Annotated in this window: 15 protein-coding genes; 9 read left to right on the plus strand and 6 right to left on the minus strand. The window is 66.4% G+C overall.

Annotation, left to right across the window (positions count from 1 at the left end; translation table 11 throughout):
• Nucleotides 1–183: 183 nt before the first annotated feature.
• The gene (locus AC1DT6_RS17350) at nucleotides 184–1,347 is read right to left on the minus strand and encodes an AraC family transcriptional regulator (RefSeq protein WP_441630968.1); all 1,164 of its coding nucleotides are present in this window, start codon (nucleotides 1,345–1,347) and stop codon (nucleotides 184–186) included.
• Between the two features lie 324 nt (nucleotides 1,348–1,671).
• Here AC1DT6_RS17350 and AC1DT6_RS17355 point away from each other — a divergent pair, with 324 nt between their 5' ends.
• The 8 genes from AC1DT6_RS17355 to AC1DT6_RS17390 all read left to right on the plus strand — a co-directional run bounded on the left by AC1DT6_RS17355 (nucleotide 1,672) and on the right by AC1DT6_RS17390 (nucleotide 13,259).
• The gene (locus AC1DT6_RS17355) at nucleotides 1,672–2,676 is read left to right on the plus strand and encodes a tripartite tricarboxylate transporter substrate binding protein (protein WP_441630943.1); all 1,005 of its coding nucleotides are present in this window, start codon (nucleotides 1,672–1,674) and stop codon (nucleotides 2,674–2,676) included.
• 50 nt (nucleotides 2,677–2,726) lie between these two features.
• Complete coding sequence (locus AC1DT6_RS17360) at nucleotides 2,727–3,719, plus strand: tripartite tricarboxylate transporter substrate binding protein (RefSeq protein ID WP_441630945.1); 993 nt, start codon at nucleotides 2,727–2,729, stop codon at nucleotides 3,717–3,719.
• A gap of 45 nt (nucleotides 3,720–3,764) precedes the next feature.
• Entirely contained in the window at nucleotides 3,765–5,519 is a 1,755-nt protein-coding gene (locus AC1DT6_RS17365; RefSeq protein ID WP_441630947.1) for a long-chain fatty acid--CoA ligase, read from the plus strand.
• 20 nt (nucleotides 5,520–5,539) lie between these two features.
• Nucleotides 5,540–6,526: a Bug family tripartite tricarboxylate transporter substrate binding protein gene (locus tag AC1DT6_RS17370; RefSeq protein ID WP_441630949.1), complete on the plus strand. Its 987-nt coding sequence runs from the start codon at nucleotides 5,540–5,542 to the stop codon at nucleotides 6,524–6,526.
• 194 nt (nucleotides 6,527–6,720) lie between these two features.
• A complete protein-coding gene (locus tag AC1DT6_RS17375) occupies nucleotides 6,721–7,881 on the plus strand; it encodes an acyl-CoA dehydrogenase family protein (RefSeq protein ID WP_441630970.1) in 1,161 nt (386 codons plus the stop codon).
• Between the two features lie 426 nt (nucleotides 7,882–8,307).
• Nucleotides 8,308–10,230 (plus strand): PrkA family serine protein kinase, encoded by a 1,923-nt coding sequence (locus AC1DT6_RS17380; RefSeq protein ID WP_035863181.1) that lies wholly within the window; start codon nucleotides 8,308–8,310, stop codon nucleotides 10,228–10,230.
• Between the two features lie 37 nt (nucleotides 10,231–10,267).
• The gene (locus AC1DT6_RS17385; RefSeq protein ID WP_441630952.1) at nucleotides 10,268–11,545 is read left to right on the plus strand and encodes a YeaH/YhbH family protein; all 1,278 of its coding nucleotides are present in this window, start codon (nucleotides 10,268–10,270) and stop codon (nucleotides 11,543–11,545) included.
• A gap of 187 nt (nucleotides 11,546–11,732) precedes the next feature.
• Entirely contained in the window at nucleotides 11,733–13,259 is a 1,527-nt protein-coding gene (locus AC1DT6_RS17390; protein ID WP_035863177.1) for a SpoVR family protein, read from the plus strand.
• A 49-nt stretch (nucleotides 13,260–13,308) separates the two neighbouring features.
• Here AC1DT6_RS17390 and AC1DT6_RS17395 read toward each other — a convergent pair whose 3' ends face one another.
• Nucleotides 13,309–14,739, minus strand: a complete 1,431-nt coding sequence (locus tag AC1DT6_RS17395) for a protoporphyrinogen/coproporphyrinogen oxidase (protein ID WP_477111152.1) — start codon at nucleotides 14,737–14,739, stop codon at nucleotides 13,309–13,311.
• Between the two features lie 101 nt (nucleotides 14,740–14,840).
• On the opposite strand from AC1DT6_RS17395, the gene AC1DT6_RS17400 reads away from it, so the two are divergent.
• Entirely contained in the window at nucleotides 14,841–15,515 is a 675-nt protein-coding gene (locus AC1DT6_RS17400) for a TetR/AcrR family transcriptional regulator (protein WP_441636856.1), read from the plus strand.
• Nucleotides 15,516–15,538: 23 nt separating this feature from the next.
• Here AC1DT6_RS17400 and AC1DT6_RS17405 read toward each other — a convergent pair whose 3' ends face one another.
• From AC1DT6_RS17405 to AC1DT6_RS17420, 4 genes are read right to left on the minus strand one after another with little or no spacing between them, the layout of a single operon-like run.
• Nucleotides 15,539–16,531, minus strand: coding sequence for an acyl-CoA dehydrogenase family protein (locus AC1DT6_RS17405; protein ID WP_441636858.1), 993 nt, complete (start codon nucleotides 16,529–16,531; stop codon nucleotides 15,539–15,541).
• A 14-nt stretch (nucleotides 16,532–16,545) separates the two neighbouring features.
• A complete protein-coding gene (locus AC1DT6_RS17410) occupies nucleotides 16,546–17,706 on the minus strand; it encodes an acyl-CoA dehydrogenase family protein (protein ID WP_035863167.1) in 1,161 nt (386 codons plus the stop codon).
• Between the two features lie 46 nt (nucleotides 17,707–17,752).
• Nucleotides 17,753–18,790, minus strand: coding sequence for a Bug family tripartite tricarboxylate transporter substrate binding protein (locus tag AC1DT6_RS17415; protein ID WP_441636861.1), 1,038 nt, complete (start codon nucleotides 18,788–18,790; stop codon nucleotides 17,753–17,755).
• A gap of 53 nt (nucleotides 18,791–18,843) precedes the next feature.
• The gene (locus tag AC1DT6_RS17420) at nucleotides 18,844–19,305 is read right to left on the minus strand and encodes a MaoC family dehydratase (RefSeq protein ID WP_035863165.1); all 462 of its coding nucleotides are present in this window, start codon (nucleotides 19,303–19,305) and stop codon (nucleotides 18,844–18,846) included.
• Between the last annotated feature and the right edge of the window lie 28 nt (nucleotides 19,306–19,333).

The following is a 19,333-nucleotide window of genomic DNA, read 5'->3' on the forward strand; positions in this document are numbered from 1 at the left end:
GCGGCTTGCGTCTCGCCCGCTTGCGGGTGAGACGCAGCGTATCGGAAGGTCAATGCCAGCGGACCGCCCTTGTGCAACCTGGCGCCGCTACTCCCCCCACCACCGCCACCACCTCCCCCTCGTTCACGCTATCCCCCTGCGCGGACCATCGGGCGCTCCGCCATAAGGCCATCTCCCGGCGGCTCAGGCCGCGCATTCCATCATCTGCCGCTGCCGGTATTCCCCCGGCGCCACGCCGGTCCATTTCTTGAATGCCCGGTGGAAGGTGCTGGGCTCGGAGAATCCTACGCGCAGCGCCACCTGCTGCAGCGGCAAGTCCGTGTGTTCCAGGAAGGCAATGGCGGCATCGCGGCGCAGGCTGTCCTTAATGCTCTGGTAGCCGCGGCCTTCGTCGCGCAGGCGGCGGCGCAGCGTTTGCGGCGTCAGGCGCAGCGTCTCGGCCATCTGCTCCAGCGAGGGCAACTCGCCGTCCAGGTGGCAGCGCAGGTGGCGGCGGATACGCTCGGCCAGGCAGGAGTCGTCGCGGTAGCGGGTCAGCAGGTTGCGCGGCGTGTCATGGAGGAACTCCCGCAGGCTGCCCGCGTCCTGTACTACCGGCAGGCGCAGCCAGCCGGCATCGAAGTGCAGTGCGGTGTACGGCTGGCCGTAGCGGACCCGCGTGTTGAAGACCCGTTCGGTGTCCGTCAGGCGGGACTGTCCGCCAGTCTGGCCCGTGGCTGACGCGGCCATGTCCACGCCGGCGAGCGGGATGCGCTGCGCCGCCAGCCAGTTGGCCACGCCGTAGGCCTGGAAGGCAAACGTGGATTCCGCGTAGTGCCGGCAGGGCGTGGCGGGCGCGCGCGGCAGCAGCAGCAGGGTGGCGACGCCGCCGCGCTGCTGCAACCGCGGGACGAAATCGTCCAGGTGCAGGCGGTACTGGTGCAGGCCGGCGTGCAGGGCGTCTTCCAGCGTGGCGCAATGGATCAGTGCCTGGCAGGCCTGCGCGAACACGCCCGGCGCCACCGGTCGGCTGAGCAATCCCCAGAATTCGTCGCGCATGACGCGGCGCATGGATCGCATCAGCGCGGCAAACTGGCCCTGGGTCACGCGCGCGCTGGGCGATTGCAGCAAGGCCGGCGAGATGGCCGCGCGGCGCAGCAAGGCGTCGATGTCGCAGCCCAGGCGCCTTGCCCCCTGAATGATCTGGTGCACTTGCAGGACCGCGATGGTATGGCGTGCGGGCGGCTGGCCGGCGCGCGGCGCCTCGTGCACGCGCGGCAGTCGCGCGGCCATCGCGCCGGCCGGGCGGGAGCCGAGCGGCACCGGCATCGATGACGGCGCGGGCGCTCTGAGTACGGCGATATGCATGGTCTCCTTGTCCTCGTTGGACGCCCCGGTCAGTCCGGCCATCCGCGCCTTCGCTGCACCGCAGCGCGCCAGGCGCACGGACGGATCGTTGCCCGTCATGTACCGGTTCGGTGCCGGTTCTCTGCCGGCCATGCTCGCCAGTTAGCCCGAAGCGGCGCACCTGCACAATCCGGATTTACCAAAGGCAGGCTTTTTCCTGAGCGATTCGGCCAATCATTTTGGGCCGAATGGTCATTGTCCACGCAGTGCAGCATCGCGCAATCTCATCTCTTGCCGGCACCAGGCCATTGGGGCGTGGCGGGCGCTTCAACGATGGGAGGCAGGATGCAGTCAGAACGTCGCAGGACCCTGTTGCGGTTTGGCGCGGCCTCGCTGGCCGCGGGTGGCGGCTTCGCCGGGCTGGCCAGCGCGCTCGCGCAAGGCACCGGGGCGTCCGGCTATCCGGCCCGGCCCGTGCGTCTGGTCGTGCCGTATCCGGCCGGTGGCGCCACCGATGTGCTCGCGCGCGCCATTGCCGCTCCGCTCGGCCAGCAGTGGCAACGCACGGTGGTGGTGGAGAACCGCCCCGGCGCCAGCGGCATGATCGGCGCCGACGCGGTGGTCAAGGCCGCTCCCGACGGCTACACGCTGTTGCTGACGCTGACCAGCGTGGTGCAATTGCCCAGCCAGTACGCCAAGCCGCCCTTCGACCCCGTGCGCGACCTGACCGCCGTGTCGGAACTGGCGACCACGCACCTCGTGGTGGCTGCCAACTCGTCCATGCCAGGCAACCTTGCCGAGATGGTGCAGTTGGCGAAGAGCCGTCCCAAGGCTTATTCCTACGGCACCTACGGCACCGGCAGCGGTGCCCATCTCTATATGGAGGTGTTCACCGGCACGGCCGGCCTGGACATGGTCCATGTGCCATACAAAGGCGAGGCGCCGCTGCTCAACGATCTGCTGGGTGGCCAGGTGTCGCTGGGCACGATTTCCGTGATGGGAATCAAGCCGCACTTGCGGACCGGCAAACTGCGCGCGCTGGCGGTGGTGGGCAACACTCGCGCGCCCCTGCTGCCGGATGTGCCGACCTTCCAGGAACTGGGCTACCGCGGCCTCGACGGCCCCGGCTGGTTCGGCCTGTTCGCCCCGGCCGGCACGCCCCGGCCCATCGTGGACAAGGTTTCGGCGGATGTGAACGCCATCCTGGCCAGCCCCGATATCCAGCAGCGCATGACCGACCTCGGCTTGATCGTGAAAGGGTCGCGGCCGCAGGAGTTCACCGAGGTGGCGCGTGCCGACCAGGCTTACTGGGCCGGCGTGATCCGCAAACTCAATATCCGGCTCGACTGAGCCGGCGGCATTCTCCGGTCCCCTCTGGAACCGACCTGACAGGAGCAGCGATGCAGCACAAGCGCCGCAAGGCATTGCAGCAGATCGGAGCCGGCGCCCTCGCCGCCGGTGGCCTCGGGCTAGGCTTGCGCCCGGCCCGCGCAGATAGCTTCCCGGCCAAGCCGGTGCGGCTGGTCGTGCCCTATCCGGCGGGCGGTGCCACCGATGTGCTGGCGCGCGCCATTGCCGAGCCGCTCGGCAAGATGTGGCAGCGTCCCATCGTGGTGGAAAACCGCCCCGGCGCCAGCGGCATGATTGGTGCCGACGCGGTGGCCAAGGCCGATGCCGACGGCCATACCGCGCTGCTGACCATCACCACCCTGGTCCAGGCGCCGAGCCTGTACGCCAAGGCGCCTTTCGACCCGGTGCGCGATTTTGCGCCGGTGTCCAACCTTGGCACTACCAGCCTGGTATTCGCGGTGCACAACTCGGTGCCCGCCACCACGCTGGCCGAGTTCATCGCGCTGGTGAAGTCCAGGCCGAAGCAATTCAACTACGGCTCCTTCGGCACCGGCTCCAGCGGCCATCTCTTCGGGGAAGTCTTCAACGACGCCGCCGGGCTCGACATGACCCATGTGTCCTACAAAGGCGAGGCGCCCGAGCTGAACGACCTGCTTGGCGGCCAGGTGCCTGCCGCCATCATCTCCGTCATGGGCGCCCGCCCGCACACCGCCACCGGACGGCTGCGCGCGCTCGCGGTGACCGGGCCGGCGCGCGCACCGCAATTGCCAGACGTGCCGACCTTCCGCGAGTGCGGCATCGCGGGCATGGATGCGATGGGCTGGTTCGGGCTGTTGCTGCCGGCCGCCGCGCCGCGCCCGGTGGTGGAGAAGTTCTCCGCCGACGTCAACCGCGTGCTGGCGATGCCCGCCGTGCGCGGCCGCATGAGCGAGATGGGCGTGGTGCTCATGGGCAGCACGCCGGACGCCTTCGGCGACACCATGCGCAGCGACTACGCGCGCTGGGGCAAGGTCATCCGCACCCGGAATATCCGCCTTGACTAGAGCCGCGCCGGCGGCGGCCGGCGATTTCCTTACTTTGTGTTCGCCATGAATCAAGTTGCTTGCGCTTCTCCCTCCCCGGCCTACCGCTCTCCCTTCTGGCCGCCCGGCATGCCGGCCGAGGTGCGCGTTCCACGCACCAGCCTGGTTTATAACGTCGAGGTCGCCGCCCGGCGCTATCCCGGCAAGACCGCGATCCAGTACCTCCATACCCCCATCACCTACGCCAGCCTGCACACGCAGATCGAACGCATGGCCGGCTACCTGCAGCAAGTTGGAGTGGCGCCGGGCGACCGGGTGGTGCTGTTCAGCCAGAACTGCCCCCAGTTCATCGTGGCGTACTACGCCATCCTGCGCGCCGAGGCCGTGGTGGTGCCTGCCAACCCGATGTGGCTGACCGGCGAACTGGAGCATGTGGTGGAGGACAGCGGCGCGGTGGCGGCCTTCGTCGCGGCCGAGCTGTATCCGCGCATCGCGCCGCTGCATGGCGCCAGGCTGCCGCATGTGATCGTGCACCAGTACGGCGACATGCTCGACAGCGCCTGCGGCACCGACGGCATACCCGCCTGGCTTTACGAGCGCGCCCCGCTGCCCGCATCCGTGCCGGAAAACGCCACGCTGGCGCAGTGGACGCAGGCCGACGCCGCGGGCCATGTCCCGCGCGAGCACCAGGCTGGCTACGACACCCTGTGCATGCTGGCCTATACATCCGGCACCACCGGCAACCCGAAGGGCTGCATGCATACGCACGGATCGCTGATGAGCGCTGCGGTGGGCTCGCAGTTGTGGCGTGGCGCCAGCCCGGAAGGCGTGTCACTGTCGGTCGCGCCGATGTTCCACCTGCTCGGGATGCAGAACGGCATCCATGCACCGCTTTACCTGGGCGCCACCATTGTGCTGCTGCCGCGCTGGGATCGCGCGCTGGCAGCAGACCTGATCGAGCGCTACCAGGTTTCCACGTGGGGCGCCCCACCCGCCATGCTGGTGGACTTCTTCGCGCAGCCCGGCATCGCCGAGCGCGATCTTTCCAGCCTCGCCTACCTGGGCGGCGGCGGCGCCGCCATGCCCGACGCCGTGGCGACCATGCTGCAGGAGCGCTTCGGGCTGCCCTACGTGGAGGCTTACGGCCTGACCGAAACCGCCGCCTTCCTGCTGTCCAACCCGCGCCACCGGCCCAAGCGCGAATGCCTGGGCATCGCCACCTTCGGCGTGGACGCGCGCGTGATCGACCCACACACGCTGGCCGAGTTGCCGCAGGGCGAACTGGGCGAGATCGTGACCCACGGCGCGCAGGTGATGCGCGGCTACTGGCGCAACCCGCAGGCCGATGCCGAATCGTTCGTCGAGATCGATGGCAAGCGCTTCCTGCGCACCGGTGACCTGGGTTTCATGGATGCCGAAGGCTACTTCTTCATGCGCGACCGGCTCAAGCGCATGATCAATGCGTCCGGCTTCAAGGTCTGGCCGGCCGAGGTGGAGAACCTGCTCTACGGGCATCCAGCCATCCACGAAGCCTGCGTGATCGCCGCGCGCGATGCGCGCCGGGGCGAGACCGTGAAGGCGGTGGTGGCGCTCAAGCCGGGCGCGCGCGGCACGCCCGAGGCCAGCGCCGAGCAGATCATGGCGTGGTGCCGCGAGCGCCTGGCCGCCTACAAGGTGCCGCGCATCGTCACTTTCGTCGATGCCCTGCCCAAGTCCGCCACCGGCAAGATCCAGTGGCGGGCGCTGCAGGAGCAGGAGCAGGAGCAGGGACAAGATCAGGACCCGCCGCCGCAACCGGAAGCCGCCGGACGCGCGGCCTGAACGCTACAAGAGGAGACAGCATGAAAGCAACGAGACGCAACTGGCTGGGCCAGGCGGCAGCACTGGGCAGCGGCGTGCTGCTGGCCGGATGGCAATGGCCGGCACTGGCGCAGGGCAACTATCCGGCACGGCCCATTCGCATGGTGGTGCCTTATCCCGCCGGCGGCGGCACCGACACTATCGCGCGCATGATCGGCCAGCGCCTGACCGAGGCCTGGGGCCAGCCGGTCGTGGTCGACAACAAGCCCGGCGCCAGCGGCATGCTCGGCAACGACATCGTGGCCAAGGCGCCACCAGACGGCTACACGGTGCTGCTCGGCATTACCGCCATGATCCAGTCGCCCAGCCTGTACAAGCGCATTCCCTATGACGTGACGCGCGATTTCGCGCCGGTCTCGCTGATTGCCAGGTCCTCCGACCTGTTCGTGGTGCCCAACCGGGTGCCGGCCAATACATTGGCCGAGTTCGTCGCCCTGGCCAAATCCGGCAAGCTCAGCTACGGCTCCTACGGCAACGGCACTTCCTCGCACCTGCACGGCGAGCTGTTGAAGATGCAGGCGGGGCTGGAGCTGACGCACATTCCATACAAGGGCGCCGCGCCGCTGATGAGCGACGTGCTTGGCGGGCAGGTGGATTCGGCCTTCGTCGACGTGACCTCCGCCAACAGCCATCTGAATAGCGGGAAGTTCAGGATTCTCGCCATCACCGGCACCCAGCGCTACAAATCGCTGGCGGCCGTGCCGACCTTCGCGGAGGCCGGTTTCGCCGGGTTTGAGCCAAGCGGCTGGTTCTCGGTGTTCCTGCCGGCCAATACGCCGCGCGACGTGGTCAATCGGCTCTCGACCGAGATCGGCCGCATTGTGCGCCTGCCCGAAGTCTCGCAGAAGCTCTCGGCGATGGGGCTGCAGCCGGTCGGGTCCTCTTCCGAAGAGCTGGCGGCGTTGGTCGCGACGGATACCCCCAAGTGGGCCCGCATCGTGCGCGACGCGCACATCCAGCTCGACTGAGGCAGCGGATTTATGCCGCCTTCAACACATATGCGCTGATTGACCGCGAGACCGGGCAGGCGGAACTGCAACGCAACACGGCTCGTACCGGCTTGAAGAAAGGAAGGCAACAGGCAGCGCGGACCCTCGTTCGTGCCGCGCAACGCAATATCCATCAAGGAGACATCATGGGAAATACCGACAAGAACATGGCGATGGCAGCCCGCAAGGTGCCCTGGATGAATGAAGAGCTGGGCATGTTCCAGGACACCGTGCGCCGCTTCGTCGAGCGCGAGCTGGTGCCGAACGAAGCCCGCTGGGCCGAACGCGGCTACATCGACCGCGAAGTCTGGAACCGCGCGGGCGAAGTCGGCCTGCTGTGCGCCAGCATTCCGGAAGAGTACGGCGGCGGCGGTGGGAACTTTGCGCACGAGGCGGTGATCTGTATCGAAATGGCGCGTGCCATCGCCACCAGCCTGGGCAACGGCGTGCACAGTGGCATCGTGGCCCATTACTTGCTCAACTACGGTACCGAGGCGCAGAAGCGCAAATGGCTGCCCCAGATGGCGTCAGGCGCCATGGTGGCCGCCATCGCCATGTCGGAGCCCGGCGCGGGCTCCGATCTGAAGTCGGTACGCACCCGAGCGGTGCGTGAAAAGACCCAGAACGGAGACATCTATCGCATCAACGGTGCAAAAACCTTTATCACCAACGGCTACCACGCCGACCTGATCTGCGTGGTGGCCAAGACGGATCCCGAAGCCGGCGCGCGCGGCGTCTCTCTCATCATGGTCGAGACCCGGGACCTGCCCGGCTTCAGGCGTGGACGTATCCTTGAAAAAATCGGACAGAAGGGCCAGGACACCGCCGAGCTGTTCTTCGACGATGTCTGCGTGCCGGTGGATAACCTGCTGGGCGAAGTGGAGGGGCAGGGTTTTTATCAATTGATGCAGCAACTGCCGCAGGAGCGCATGATCATCGCGCTCGGTGCGGTGGCGAGCATGCAGCGCGCCATCGAACTCACGACCGACTACGTACGCGAGCGGCAGGTGTTCGGAAAACCGCTGATCGATATGCAAAACACGCGCTTCAAGCTCGCGGAGTGCAAGACCGAGGCAACCATCGCCGCAACCTTCGTCGATGATTGCATGGTGCGGTTGCTCGCCGGCGAACTCGATGCCCCCACCGCGGCGATGGCGAAGTGGTGGTGCTCGCAGAAGAACTGCGAAATCATCGACGAATGCCTGCAGCTGCATGGCGGGTACGGCTATATGCTCGAATACCCGATCGCCCGCATGTATGCGAACGCGCGGGTCAGCAAGATTTACGGCGGCTCCAACGAGATCATGAAGGAGCTGGTGGCGCGCACGCTTTGATGCGCGAGGGGCCATGCGGGCAGCCACTCATGCCAATGCCGTAGGACGTTGGAAGTAGGCTGCCCGCAAAGCCCGGCGCAGCGAGGGTTGGAGGTATCGATGCGTGCTTCTCGTTACAAAACCAACTGTGCAGGGAGTACAGGAAAGGTGTAATGTGTGTCACAAGACATGGTTCAAATGCCCGTCGCGAGCGGGGCCTGGGGTGGTGGTACGGTGAGTCGAGCGGATCCGTTGCACAGTTGCAAAGTTCGTCAACCGAGTCTCAGTTCCTGCCGTTATTTGACTATGATTAAGTAAAGATTTCGCAACATGGCAGCACCGCCAAGCCGGGGTGGCGGAGCCGCAAGCGCTGCCGCGGAATCTTGAGTTGTAGTAGATGTAGTAGATCTACCATCGCCTCGGACGGGACTCTGACGGGAGTGAGGTATGGACATTTTCGGCCACTACGCCACACGCTTCGAAGCTCGCAAGGAAGAGGAATACAGCATCCAGGAGTATCTGGATATCTGCAAGAAGGATCCTTCCGCCTATGCGACCGCGGCCGAGCGCATGCTCGCCGCCATCGGTCAGCCTGAACTGGTGGACACCCACCACGATCCTCGGCTGTCCCGCCTGTTCTTCAACAAGGTCATCAGGATCTATCCGGCCTTCCGCGAGTTCTACGGCATGGAAGACACGATCGAGCAGATCGTCGCGTTCTTCAAGCATGCCGCCCAGGGTCTCGAGGAACGCAAGCAGATCCTCTACCTGCTCGGGCCTCCGGGCGGTGGCAAGTCCTCGCTGGCGGAAAAACTCAAGGCGCTGATGGAGCAGGTTCCCATCTACGCATTGAAGGGCTCGCCGATCCATGAATCGCCGCTCGGGCTGTTCTCGCCCGAGGAGGACGGCAAGATTCTGGAAGAGGACTATGGCATCCCGGTGCGTTATCTCAACACCATCGCCTCGCCATGGGCCGTCAAGCGCCTGCACGAGTTCAACGGTGACATCACGCGCTTCCGTGTGGTCAAGCTGCGTCCCTCGGTGCTCTCGCAGATCGCGATCTCGAAGACGGAGCCCGGCGATGAAAACAACCAGGACATCTCCTCGCTGGTCGGTAAGGTCGATATCCGCAAGCTGGAAGATTTCCCGCAGGACGATCCAGATGCTTACTCGTACTCCGGAGGCCTCTGCCTGGCCAACCGCGGGTTGCTCGAGTTCGTCGAAATGTTCAAGGCGCCTATCAAGGTCCTGCACCCGTTGCTGACCGCCACCCAGGAAGGAAACTACAAGGGTACCGAAGGCTTCGGCGCGATCCCCTTCGACGGCGTCATCCTGGCGCACTCGAACGAGGCCGAGTGGACGACCTTCAAGGCGGACAAGAACAACGAGGCTTTCCTCGACCGGATCTACATCGTCAAGGTGCCGTACTGCCTGCGCGTGTCGGACGAGGTGAAGATCTATGACAAGCTGCTGCGCAGCAGTTCGCTGTCGGCCGCGCCCTGCGCGCCCAACACCTTGAAGATGATGGGACAGTTCGCCGTGCTCACCCGCATCAAGGAGCCGGAGAATTCGAACATCTTCTCCAAGATGCGCGTCTATGACGGCGAGAGCCTGAAGGACGTCGACCCAAAGGCCAAGTCGTACCAGGAGTACCGCGACTACGCCGGCATCGACGAAGGCATGAACGGCTTGTCCACGCGCTTTGCCTTCAAGGTCTTGTCCAAGGTCTTCAATTTCGACAACACCGAGGTGGCCGCCAATCCGGTGCACCTGCTCTATGTGCTCGAGCAACAGATCGAGCGCGAGCAGTTCCCGCCGGAACAGGAGGCCAAGCTGCGGTCTTACATCAAGGAGTATCTGACCGCGCCGTTCGTGGATTTCATCGGCAAGGAGATCCAGACTGCTTACCTGGAGTCGTACTCCGAATACGGCCAGAACATCTTCGACCGCTACGTGGTGTTTGCCGACCTGTGGATCCAGGACCAGGAATATCGCGACCCGAACACCGGCGAGATTCTCGACCGCAATGCGCTGAACGACGAGCTGGAGAAAGTGGAAAAACCCGCGGGGATATCCAACCCCAAGGACTTCCGCAACGAGATCGTCAACTTCGTGCTGCGGGCGCGGGCCAACAACGCGGGCAAGAACCCCGCGTGGACCAGCTACGAGAAGTTGCGCATGGTGATCGAGAAGCGCATGTTCTCCACCACCGAAGACTTGCTGCCCGTGATCTCGTTCAACGCCAAGTCCTCTCGCGAGGACCAGGACAAGCACGCGAATTTCGTCAACCGCATGGTTGAGAAAGGCTACACGGCGAAGCAGGTCCGCTTACTTGTGGAGTGGTATTTGCGCGTAAGAAAATCATCGTAACGGCGCCTGGACGAGGCCTCTCCAAGAGGGCAAGCATATGGCCACGGTCATCGATCGGCGCGAGAACGGCGGCAACAAGAGTGCCGTCAACCAGCAACGCTTCATCAAACGCTACCGCGAGCAGATACGCCAGGCGGTAGCGAAGGCGGTGTCCGGCCGGAAGATCATGGACATCGAGCAAAGCGGGCAGGTGTCCATTCCGGTCAAGGACATCTCCGAACCTGCCTTCCACCACGGCCAGGGCGGCCGGCGGGAGTGGATCCATCCGGGCAACAAGAAATTTGTCCGGGGGGATAGCTTCGACCGCCAGCAGCAAGGCGGCGGTGGAGGCGGCTCCAAGGCGAGCGATTCGGGCGAAGGCGAGGATGATTTCGTCTTCACCCTGTCGCGCGAGGATTTCCTCAACTTCTTTTTCGAGGACATGGCGCTGCCGGACATGGCCAAGCGCCACCTCGCCAAGATCGCCGAGGTCCGCAAGGTCAGGGCTGGCTTCTCCATCGACGGTACCCCTTCCAATCTGTCCATCCTGCGCACGATGCGAAGCTCGCTCGGGCGGCGCATCGCCTTGTCGAGCCCCTACCAGAAAAAACTCGTGCTGCTGGAGCAGGAATATGGCGAGGTGCTGGAGCAGGACGGGCCTTATTCGGCACGCGCGCTGGAACTGATGAAGGAGATGCGCCACCTGCGCTCCTGCGTGGAACGCGTGCCCTTTATCGAGAAGCTCGACCTGCGGTACAACAACCGCGTGCTGAAGAAGCGGCCGCAGGCGCAGGCGGTGATGTTCTGCCTGATGGACGTCTCGGGTTCCATGGACGAGAGCCGCAAGGATCTCGCCAAGCGCTTCTTCATGCTTCTGTATCTATTCCTCAAGCGCAACTACGATCGCATCGACGTGGTGTTCATTCGCCATCACACGGTGGCGAAGGAAGTCAACGAGGAGGATTTCTTCCATTCGCGCGAATCCGGTGGTACGGTTGTATCCAGCGCGCTCAAGCTGATGGTCGAGGTGATCCACGACCGCTACCCCGCCAGCCAGTGGAATATCTACTGCGCCCAGGCGTCGGACGGCGACAACTGGGCGGGCGATTCGGAGTTGTGCGGGCGCTTGCTGCGCGAGTCCATCCTGCCGCTGGTGCAGTATTACGCCTATGTGGAGGTGGCTTCGGAGGAACCGCAGAATCTCTGGGAAGAGTATCTGGCGGTGAAGGAGCGCTACGAGAACTTCGCCATGCAGCGCATCATCGGGCCGGACGAGATCTATCCCGTGCTGCATGACCTGTTCCAGAAGAAAGCGGCCTGGCCGTCGAGCCGCTGAGGCAGGTTTTCCCCCTCTCCCCTCTGGGGAGAGGTAGGGGAGAGGGATGGTTTTCAGGCGCGGACGCTTCGTCGATGCACCCGCCCTCTTCCCCGGCCCCTCTCCCGCTCGCGGGAGAGGGGAACAACCCAAGGTCGTTTTGAGACTGACACGCGGGCATGGGCTTCACCCGCAACGGGGGTCGTAAATGGCATATCTCTCCACCGGCTCGGAGTGGACCTTCGAGCTGATCCAGCGCTATGACCGCGAAATCGCCCGCATTGCCGGCGATTTCGGCCTGGACACCTATCCCAATCAGGTCGAGATCATTACCGCCGAGCAGATGCTCGACGCGTACGCGTCGTCCGGGCTGCCCGTCGGCTACAACCACTGGTCGTATGGCAAGCATTTCCTGGCGTCGGAGCGCAGCTACCAGCGCGGGCATATGGGGCTGGCCTACGAGATCGTGATCAACTCGAATCCCTGCATTGCCTACCTGATGGAGGAGAACACCATGCCAATGCAGGCGCTGACAATCGCGCACGCCTGCTATGGCCACAACTCCTTCTTCAAGGGCAACTACCTGTTCCGCACCTGGACCAATGCGGACGCCATCATCGACTACCTGCTGTTCGCCAAGAACTATGTAGCCGAATGCGAGCAGCGTTACGGCGAGCAGGAAGTGGAACAGTTGCTGGATTCCTGCCACGCGCTGCAGAACTACGGCGTGGATCGCTACAAGCGCCCCAAGAAGCTATCCATTGCCGAGGAGCAGGCGCGCCAGACCGAGCGGGAGAATTACCTGCAGACGCAGGTCAACGACCTGTGGCGCACCCTGCCCAAGCACCGCGCGCACGCGCTCGAAGACGATGAAGGGCTGGAGCGCGATGTGCCCTTCCCGCCGGAGCCGCAGGAAAACCTGCTCTACTTCATCGAGAAGAATGCGCCCAAGCTCGCGCCCTGGCAGCGCGAGATCGTGCGCATCGTGCGCAAGATCGCGCAGTACTTCTATCCGCAGCGCCAGACCAAGGTCATGAACGAAGGCTGGGCCACGTTCTGGCACTACACCATCCTGCACCAGCTATATGAAGAAGGCCTGGTCAACGACGCCTTCATGATGGAATTGCTGCAGGCGCACACCAACGTGATTTACCAGCCGCCGTACAACAGCCCGTACTACAGCGGCCTCAACCCGTACACCGTGGGTTTCCTGATGTTCCAGGACCTGCGCCGCATGTGCGAGAACCCGACCGAGGAAGACTATCGCTGGGCTCCGGAATTCGCCGGCAGCGACTGGCGCAAGACGCTCGATTTCGCCATGCGCAACTTCAAGGACGAGAGCTTCCTGCTGCAGTTCCTGTCGCCGCGCGTGATCCGTGAGCTCAAGCTGTTCTCCGTGCTCGACGACGACCGCGAAGGCAAGCTGCGCGTGACCGCCATCCATGACGACGAGGGCTACCGGAATATCCGGCAGTTGCTGGCCAACCAGTACGACTTGTCGAACATGGAGCCCAATATCCAGATCACCAACGTGGATGTGGGCGGCGACCGCTCGCTGACGCTGCGCCACCTGCAGAACGACCGCCGTCCGCTGGCGCAGAACTTCGATGAGGTGATCCGCCACGTCACGCGGCTGTGGGGTTTCACGGTGCGGCTGGAGGTGGCCTACGAAGACGGCCGCCGCGAATCCAAGTACGAATGCAAGCCGGAACGCCGGCATCGCAAGGCCGCTTGATCGCTTCGTTACCGCGCGGGCGGCTGCTGTCGGTTGTCCGCGCGCGGCGTCACGCCGGCCGCGCGCCGGCCCGTGCCGCCGCCTGAAGCGTCCGCATGATGGCCTCCGCGGCCCAGTGCCCGGTCGCCGCGGCAGCCTCCGTGAAGGGCGCGTTCATATAGTCCCCCGCCAGGAAGACCCGTTGCCGTGGTGCAGGCGGACGGCTGCGGTACGCCCGCACATCGGCGGCGCGGCCGACCGGCACGGCGGGCATCGCCTGCGCCCAGCGCGTGACCAGGCAGTCCTCTATCTGACGTGAAATCCCCGGCAGGTGGCGCTCGACCTCGGGCAGCACGTCGGCGAGGATTTGCGCATCGCTTGCGCCCAGCCGGTCGGCGGCGGGGCGGTCTTCCAGCATGACCTGGATCACCTGTCCGTGTCCGTTGGCGGGGTCGCCAAGGTGGTGCTTTCCCGCATCCAGTGCCAGTGCGGCCACATGGCGGCGCTCGGCACGCGGCACCAGCACGCCATAGGTGCCCGCCAGGGCCCGCGGCACACGGAAATCAGGCCGCGCGAGCAGCGACAGGTTGATGGTGCGGCTGTAGCCGGTGGCGAGCAGGCGGCGCTCCAGCGCGTCCGCGCCCGGCCAGGCTTGCCGGGCGAATGGTGCCGGTAACGCGCACACGACAAAGTCGGCGCGGGCTTCGAAGCCCGCACCGCTCACTACCACGCCGGTGTCTTGCTGGCGGATGGCATCGACACGCCGTCCTGTTTCCACACGTAGCGGGCCCGCCAGCGCGCGCGGCAGGCTCTGCATGCCGCCGGCCAGCGAGGTGGTGCTGCAGCGGCGCGCGCCGAAGCCGCTGGCCAGCAGCATCAGCGCCGCGGACGATGTTTCCGGCGTGAGGAAATAGAAGCCTTGCAGCAACGGCTCCGTGACGTAGGCGAGCGCTTCGCCGCAGCCACGGCGGTCAAGCCACTCGCTGGCGGATTCCTCGTCGTAGCGAGCCCATTGGCCCAGGTCGTTGAGCGGCAGCGTGCGCAGTGCGCGGCCTTCACGGCCCAGCGCCAGCCCCAGGCGCAGCCAGGCTGGCAGTCCCAGCAGGCCGCTGCGCAGCGGGTCCAGCATGCTCTGCGCGCGCACGCGGCACGGGCGGCCTTGCCGTATCACCGCGTTGACCTGGCTGGCTGCGCGCAGGCCGCCAGCCAGGCCTAGCTGCCGCGCCAGTGCCGCTAGCACCGTATAGCCAGTGGACAGGAACTGCGCGCCGCATTCGATCACATGCCGTCCGAAGGTTTCAGTGCGCATGCGGCCGCCAGCCTCCTGGGCGGCTTCGAACACGCGCACCTGCACGCCGGCACGCGCGAGTGCATCCGCCGCGCACAGGCCGGCAATGCCGGCGCCGGCTACGATCGCGGTAGGCGCGCGGTGCACGCCGGGGGCGTAAGCCGGCTCTGTCGATGTTGGTGGAACGGGTGACGGCGAGGAAGCGGCATGCATGATCTGGGACCTGTCTCGATGGCCCGTGCGTGACGGGCAGCGTGCGACAATCTAGCGGCTTACCGCATGCCGGCCAATTCGCTTTCCGCTCAGATTCCATCATGCCCGCCGCCACCGAACCGCCCAAGCGCCGCCAGCCCTCGCAGCAGCGCGCGCAACATACCGTGCAAGCCATCTTGCAGGCCGCGGCGAAATTGTTCGCGGAACACGAGATGCGTGGCCAGCCCGAACCTACCACCGAGCAGATCGCCGCCCTGGCGGGCGTATCGGTCGGCTCGCTCTACCAGTACTTCGCCGACCGCGCGGCCATCCTCCGGGCCTTGATCGAGCAACAGCGCGACGCCGCCATGATCGCGCTGGAAACGATGCTGGCCGAGCGCATGGCGGCGGTGCCGGCCACGGCGGGCATGTCCGGGAAGGAAGCCGCCCGCGCCGCGCTGCGCGCCTATGTACAGGCTTATGTGCTCAGTTTCGGCGGGTACGATGACCACACCCGCGCGCTGGCCCGCCTGGCCTGGCGCCACGACCGCGACGAAGACGCCGTGGCGGCGCTGCGCATGGCCAGCGAACGGATTGGCGCGCAACTGCAGGCGCTCGGCATGGGCGCGCTGCGGGTGCCTGCCCCGGCCCAGATGTTTGCGCTGACCCGCGCCTTGTTCGGCGTGGTGCGGGCGGCCTCGCTGGAGCGCTCGCCCCTGCTCGGCAGCCCTGCGCTGGAGGACGAACTCGTTCGCCAGTGCTGGGGCCTGCTGCAGCGCGAGCCGGAAGCCGGCTAGGCCGGCCTGGCCGGCTCTGCGGTTCAGGCCGCGTCGGTACTCCAGCCACGCACCGTATCCACCACCCCTGGCCCGGCCTGGCCGCACACCAGTTCACCCACCACCCGCGCCCAGTACGTTTCCGACCCGTCTGCCAGCCGCCAGGCATGCAGGCGGCGCGTATAGAGTTGCAGGTCGTATTCCTCGGTGATGCCGATGGCGCCGTGCACGGCGTGCGCGATGGCAGCCACCGGCGTGACGGCCTCGCTGGCGTTGAGCTTGCCGATGGCCGCGCGCAGCGGGTCCGGCCGCCAGCCACCGGCGGCGCAGGCGATCTGCGCGGCCATGCGCGCGGCGGTGACGTGCTCGGCCATGATGCTGATCTGGTGCTGGATGGCCTGGAACTTGCCAATGGCGCGGCCGAACTGCTGGCGGTCGTTGGCATATTGCAGCGTCATCTCGAATACATGCGACATCGCGCCAGCCAGTTGCGCGGCATGCAGGCAGGCGCCGGTCTGGCGCAGGGCACCGGCCGGCAGCGTGAAGGCGGGCAAGCCATCGCGCGGGGGGCGCGGCAGGCTCACGGCGAGGTCCGCATGGACGCCGGTCGCGCTGGCCTGTGCCTGGGCGCGCGGCAGCAGCACGCAGTGCGTGTCTTCCTGCACCAGGAACCACGCCGCCTGCGCGCCCCCGGGTACCAGCGCGGTATCCGCGCCGCTGTCGAAGCTCGCGAGCGCGATGGGCTCGGGCGGCACCGCCAGCCCGGCGGCATGCAGCAGCGCGCGGGCGAACAGCGTCTGGCCCAGCGGCAAGGGCACCGCATGACGGCCCAGCGTAAACAACACCGGCGCCAGGTCGTCCAGCGGCAGGCCGGCGCCGCCGGCGTCCTCCGGCAGCAGGCAGTCGGCAAAGCCGCTGTCTTGCAGCGCCTGCCATAGCGGCTGGTGATCTTCGCCGCGTTCCACGGCGCGGACTGCGGCGGGCGTGCAGCAGTCGCGCAGCACGGTATCGAGCGCGTCCGAGTAAGCGTTATGCATGTTGGAACTCCGGTTCAGCGCAGGCCAAGGCCCCGGGCGATCATGCCGCGCAGGATCTCGCGCGTGCCACCGCGCAGCGAATAGGATGGTGCGACCTGGCTGACATAGGCCAGGGTGCGGTACAGGCCGGGATCGGCGGCGAGTTGCGGGTCGGCGCCCAGCGCGGCTTCGGCCAGCGCGGGGATGGACTGTTCGAACTCCGTGCCAAGGTCCTTGACCAGCGCGGCTTCCACCACCGGGCTTTCGCCAGCGGCGAGCCGGGCCGTGACCGCCAGCGACATGGCGCGCAGCACCGCCAGCCTGGCCGCCAGCCGGCCGATGGTGACGGTGTCGCGCCGCGCCTCCGGCACGCGCCGCAGCGCCGCGATCCAGGTATCGAGCAGCACCACGCTGGAATACAGCCGTTCCGGCCCGCTGCGCTCGAAGGCCAGCTCCGCGTTGACCTGTTCCCAGCCGCTGCCTTCGCGGCCGACCAGTGCCTGCGCGGGCAGCATCACGTCCTCGAAGCTGACTTCGGAGAAGTGCGCATCGCCCGCCAGGTCATGAATCGGGCGCACCGTGACGCCTGGCGCGGACAGGTCGACGATGACCTGCGACAAACCGCGCTGGCGGTCCTCGGCATTGCCGGAGGTGCGCACCAGCGCCAGCATGTAGTGGCAGCGGTCGGCATTGGTCGTCCAGATCTTGCGGCCGTTCAGGCGCCAGCCGCCGTCCGGCTCGGGCACGGCGCGGGTGGCCACGCTGGCGAGGTCGGAGCCGGAGTTGGGCTCGCTCATGCCGATGCAGAAGAAGGCCTCGCCCTTGCAGATGCGGGGCAGGTAGAAGGCTTTCTGCTCGTCGCTGCCGTAGCGCAGGATCAGCGGCCCGCTTTGGCGGTCGGCAATCCAGTGGGCCGAAACCGGGGCGCCGCAGGCCAGCAGTTCCTCCACCAGCACGAAGCGCGAGAACGGATCGAGTCCGGCGCCGCCGTATTGCGCGGGCAAGGTGATGCCCACCCAGCCGCGGCCCGCGAGCGCGCGGCTGAAACCGGCGTTGAAGCCCATCCAGGAGCGCGCGCGCTTCTCGGGCGGCAGTTCGGGCAGATGTTCGGCGAGGAAGGCTTTCACCTCGCGCCGGAAGGCGGCAGCCGCCGGTGGCAGGGCGGTGAGTTGGAAGGTACTCAGCAGGGAAGTCAAGACGGTTCTCCGTGACAGGCGGTGCGCGCGATGGGGAAGGGGCGGATCATTCCAGCGTCACGCCGGAGTCCTTCACCACCTTTTGCCAGCGCGTGATTTCCTGCGCCAGGTACTTCCCGTAGGCTTCGGGGCTGTTGCCGCGCGGCTCGGCGCCCTGCGCGGCCAGGCTGGCGCGCACGTCCGGCGCGGCCAGCGCCTTGAGCGTGGCGGCGTTGAGTTTTTGCACGATCTCGGGCGGCGTCCTGGCCGGCACCAGCATGCCTTGCCAGGCGCCCACCTCAAAGCCAGGCATCACGGTCTCGGCCACGGTCGGCACATCGGGCAGTTGCGCGCTGCGCGTGATGCTGGTCACCGCGAGCGCCTTCATGCGCTTGTCGCGGATAAACGGCAGCGAGGAGTTGATGGTGTCGGTCATGAACTGCACCTGGCCGCCGGCCAGGTCGGTCAGCGCCGGCGCGCTGCCCTTGTAGGGCGCGTGCACCGCCGACAGGCCGTTGGCCTGCAGGAACAGGAAAGCCGCGAGGTGGGTCACGTTGCCGTTGCCGGCCGAGCCGTAGGTCAGCTTGCCGGGGTTGGCTTTCAGGTACTGGATGAACTCGGCCAGGTTGGTGGCCGGTACCTGGGCGTTGACCTCCAGCACCAGCGGCACCATCGCCGTCATCGCCACCGGGGCGAAGTCGCGCCGCACGTCGTAGGACAGATGCTTGTACAACGCCGGGCTTAGCGCGATCGACGAGGTGTTGTAGAGCACCGTGTAGCCATCCGCCGGCGATTTGGCGACCAGCTCCGCGGCGATATTGCCATTGGCGCCGGGCCGGTTGTCCACGATCACCTGCTGGCCCAGTTCCTCCGACATCTTCCTGGCGATGACGCGCGACACCAGGTCGGTGGGCCCGCCCGGCGGAAACGGCACCACCAGCTTGACGGGGTGGGCGGGATAGCCGGCGGCGCGGGCAGGGGTTGCGAATGCGCCGAGCACCAGGATCGCTGGGGCCAGCAGGGCGAGCCTGCGGCTGCGGCGGCGAATCGCCGCGCTGGTCCCTTTATCCGTCTTGTCGTTTTTCTTCTTGCCTTGTCCTGGCATGCAGTCTCCTCCGGTGTTGGCGGCTCGCGCCGCGGGCTAACTGGGCCAACGGGCTAGCGGCCGGCCAGCAGGCGCCGGGCGGAATAGGTCATGACGCGTTCATGGCGCTGGTTAAAGACCTCGATGTCCGAGTCCACCACGGCGCGGCCGTTGCGCGAGGTCGGGCGGATGCCCGTCACGGTGACGGTGGCCCAGATCGTGTCGCCTACCACCACCGGGGCCAGGATTTTCTGGGTCAGCTCCAGCATGGCCAGCCCGGTGCCCTGGATCATGGTCTGCAGGATGAAGCCCTCGATCATCGCGTAGGTCAGCGCGGCGGGCACGGGCCGGCCATGAATGGCGCCGCCGTCGTAGCCCGCTTCGATAAAGATGGCCTCCAGCATGCCGGTGACCGAGATGAAGTTGACCAGGTCGGTCTCGGTCACGGTGCGGCGAAAGGTCTGGAAGGCCTGGCCTTCCTTGATGTCCTGCCAATAAAAGCCCTGGCCGAGGCGGGGAAGTTGGGTATGGGGCACGGCGTCTCCTGGTGAGGGCCGCCATCGG

Source organism: Cupriavidus sp. 01L45 (genome assembly GCF_056399885.1).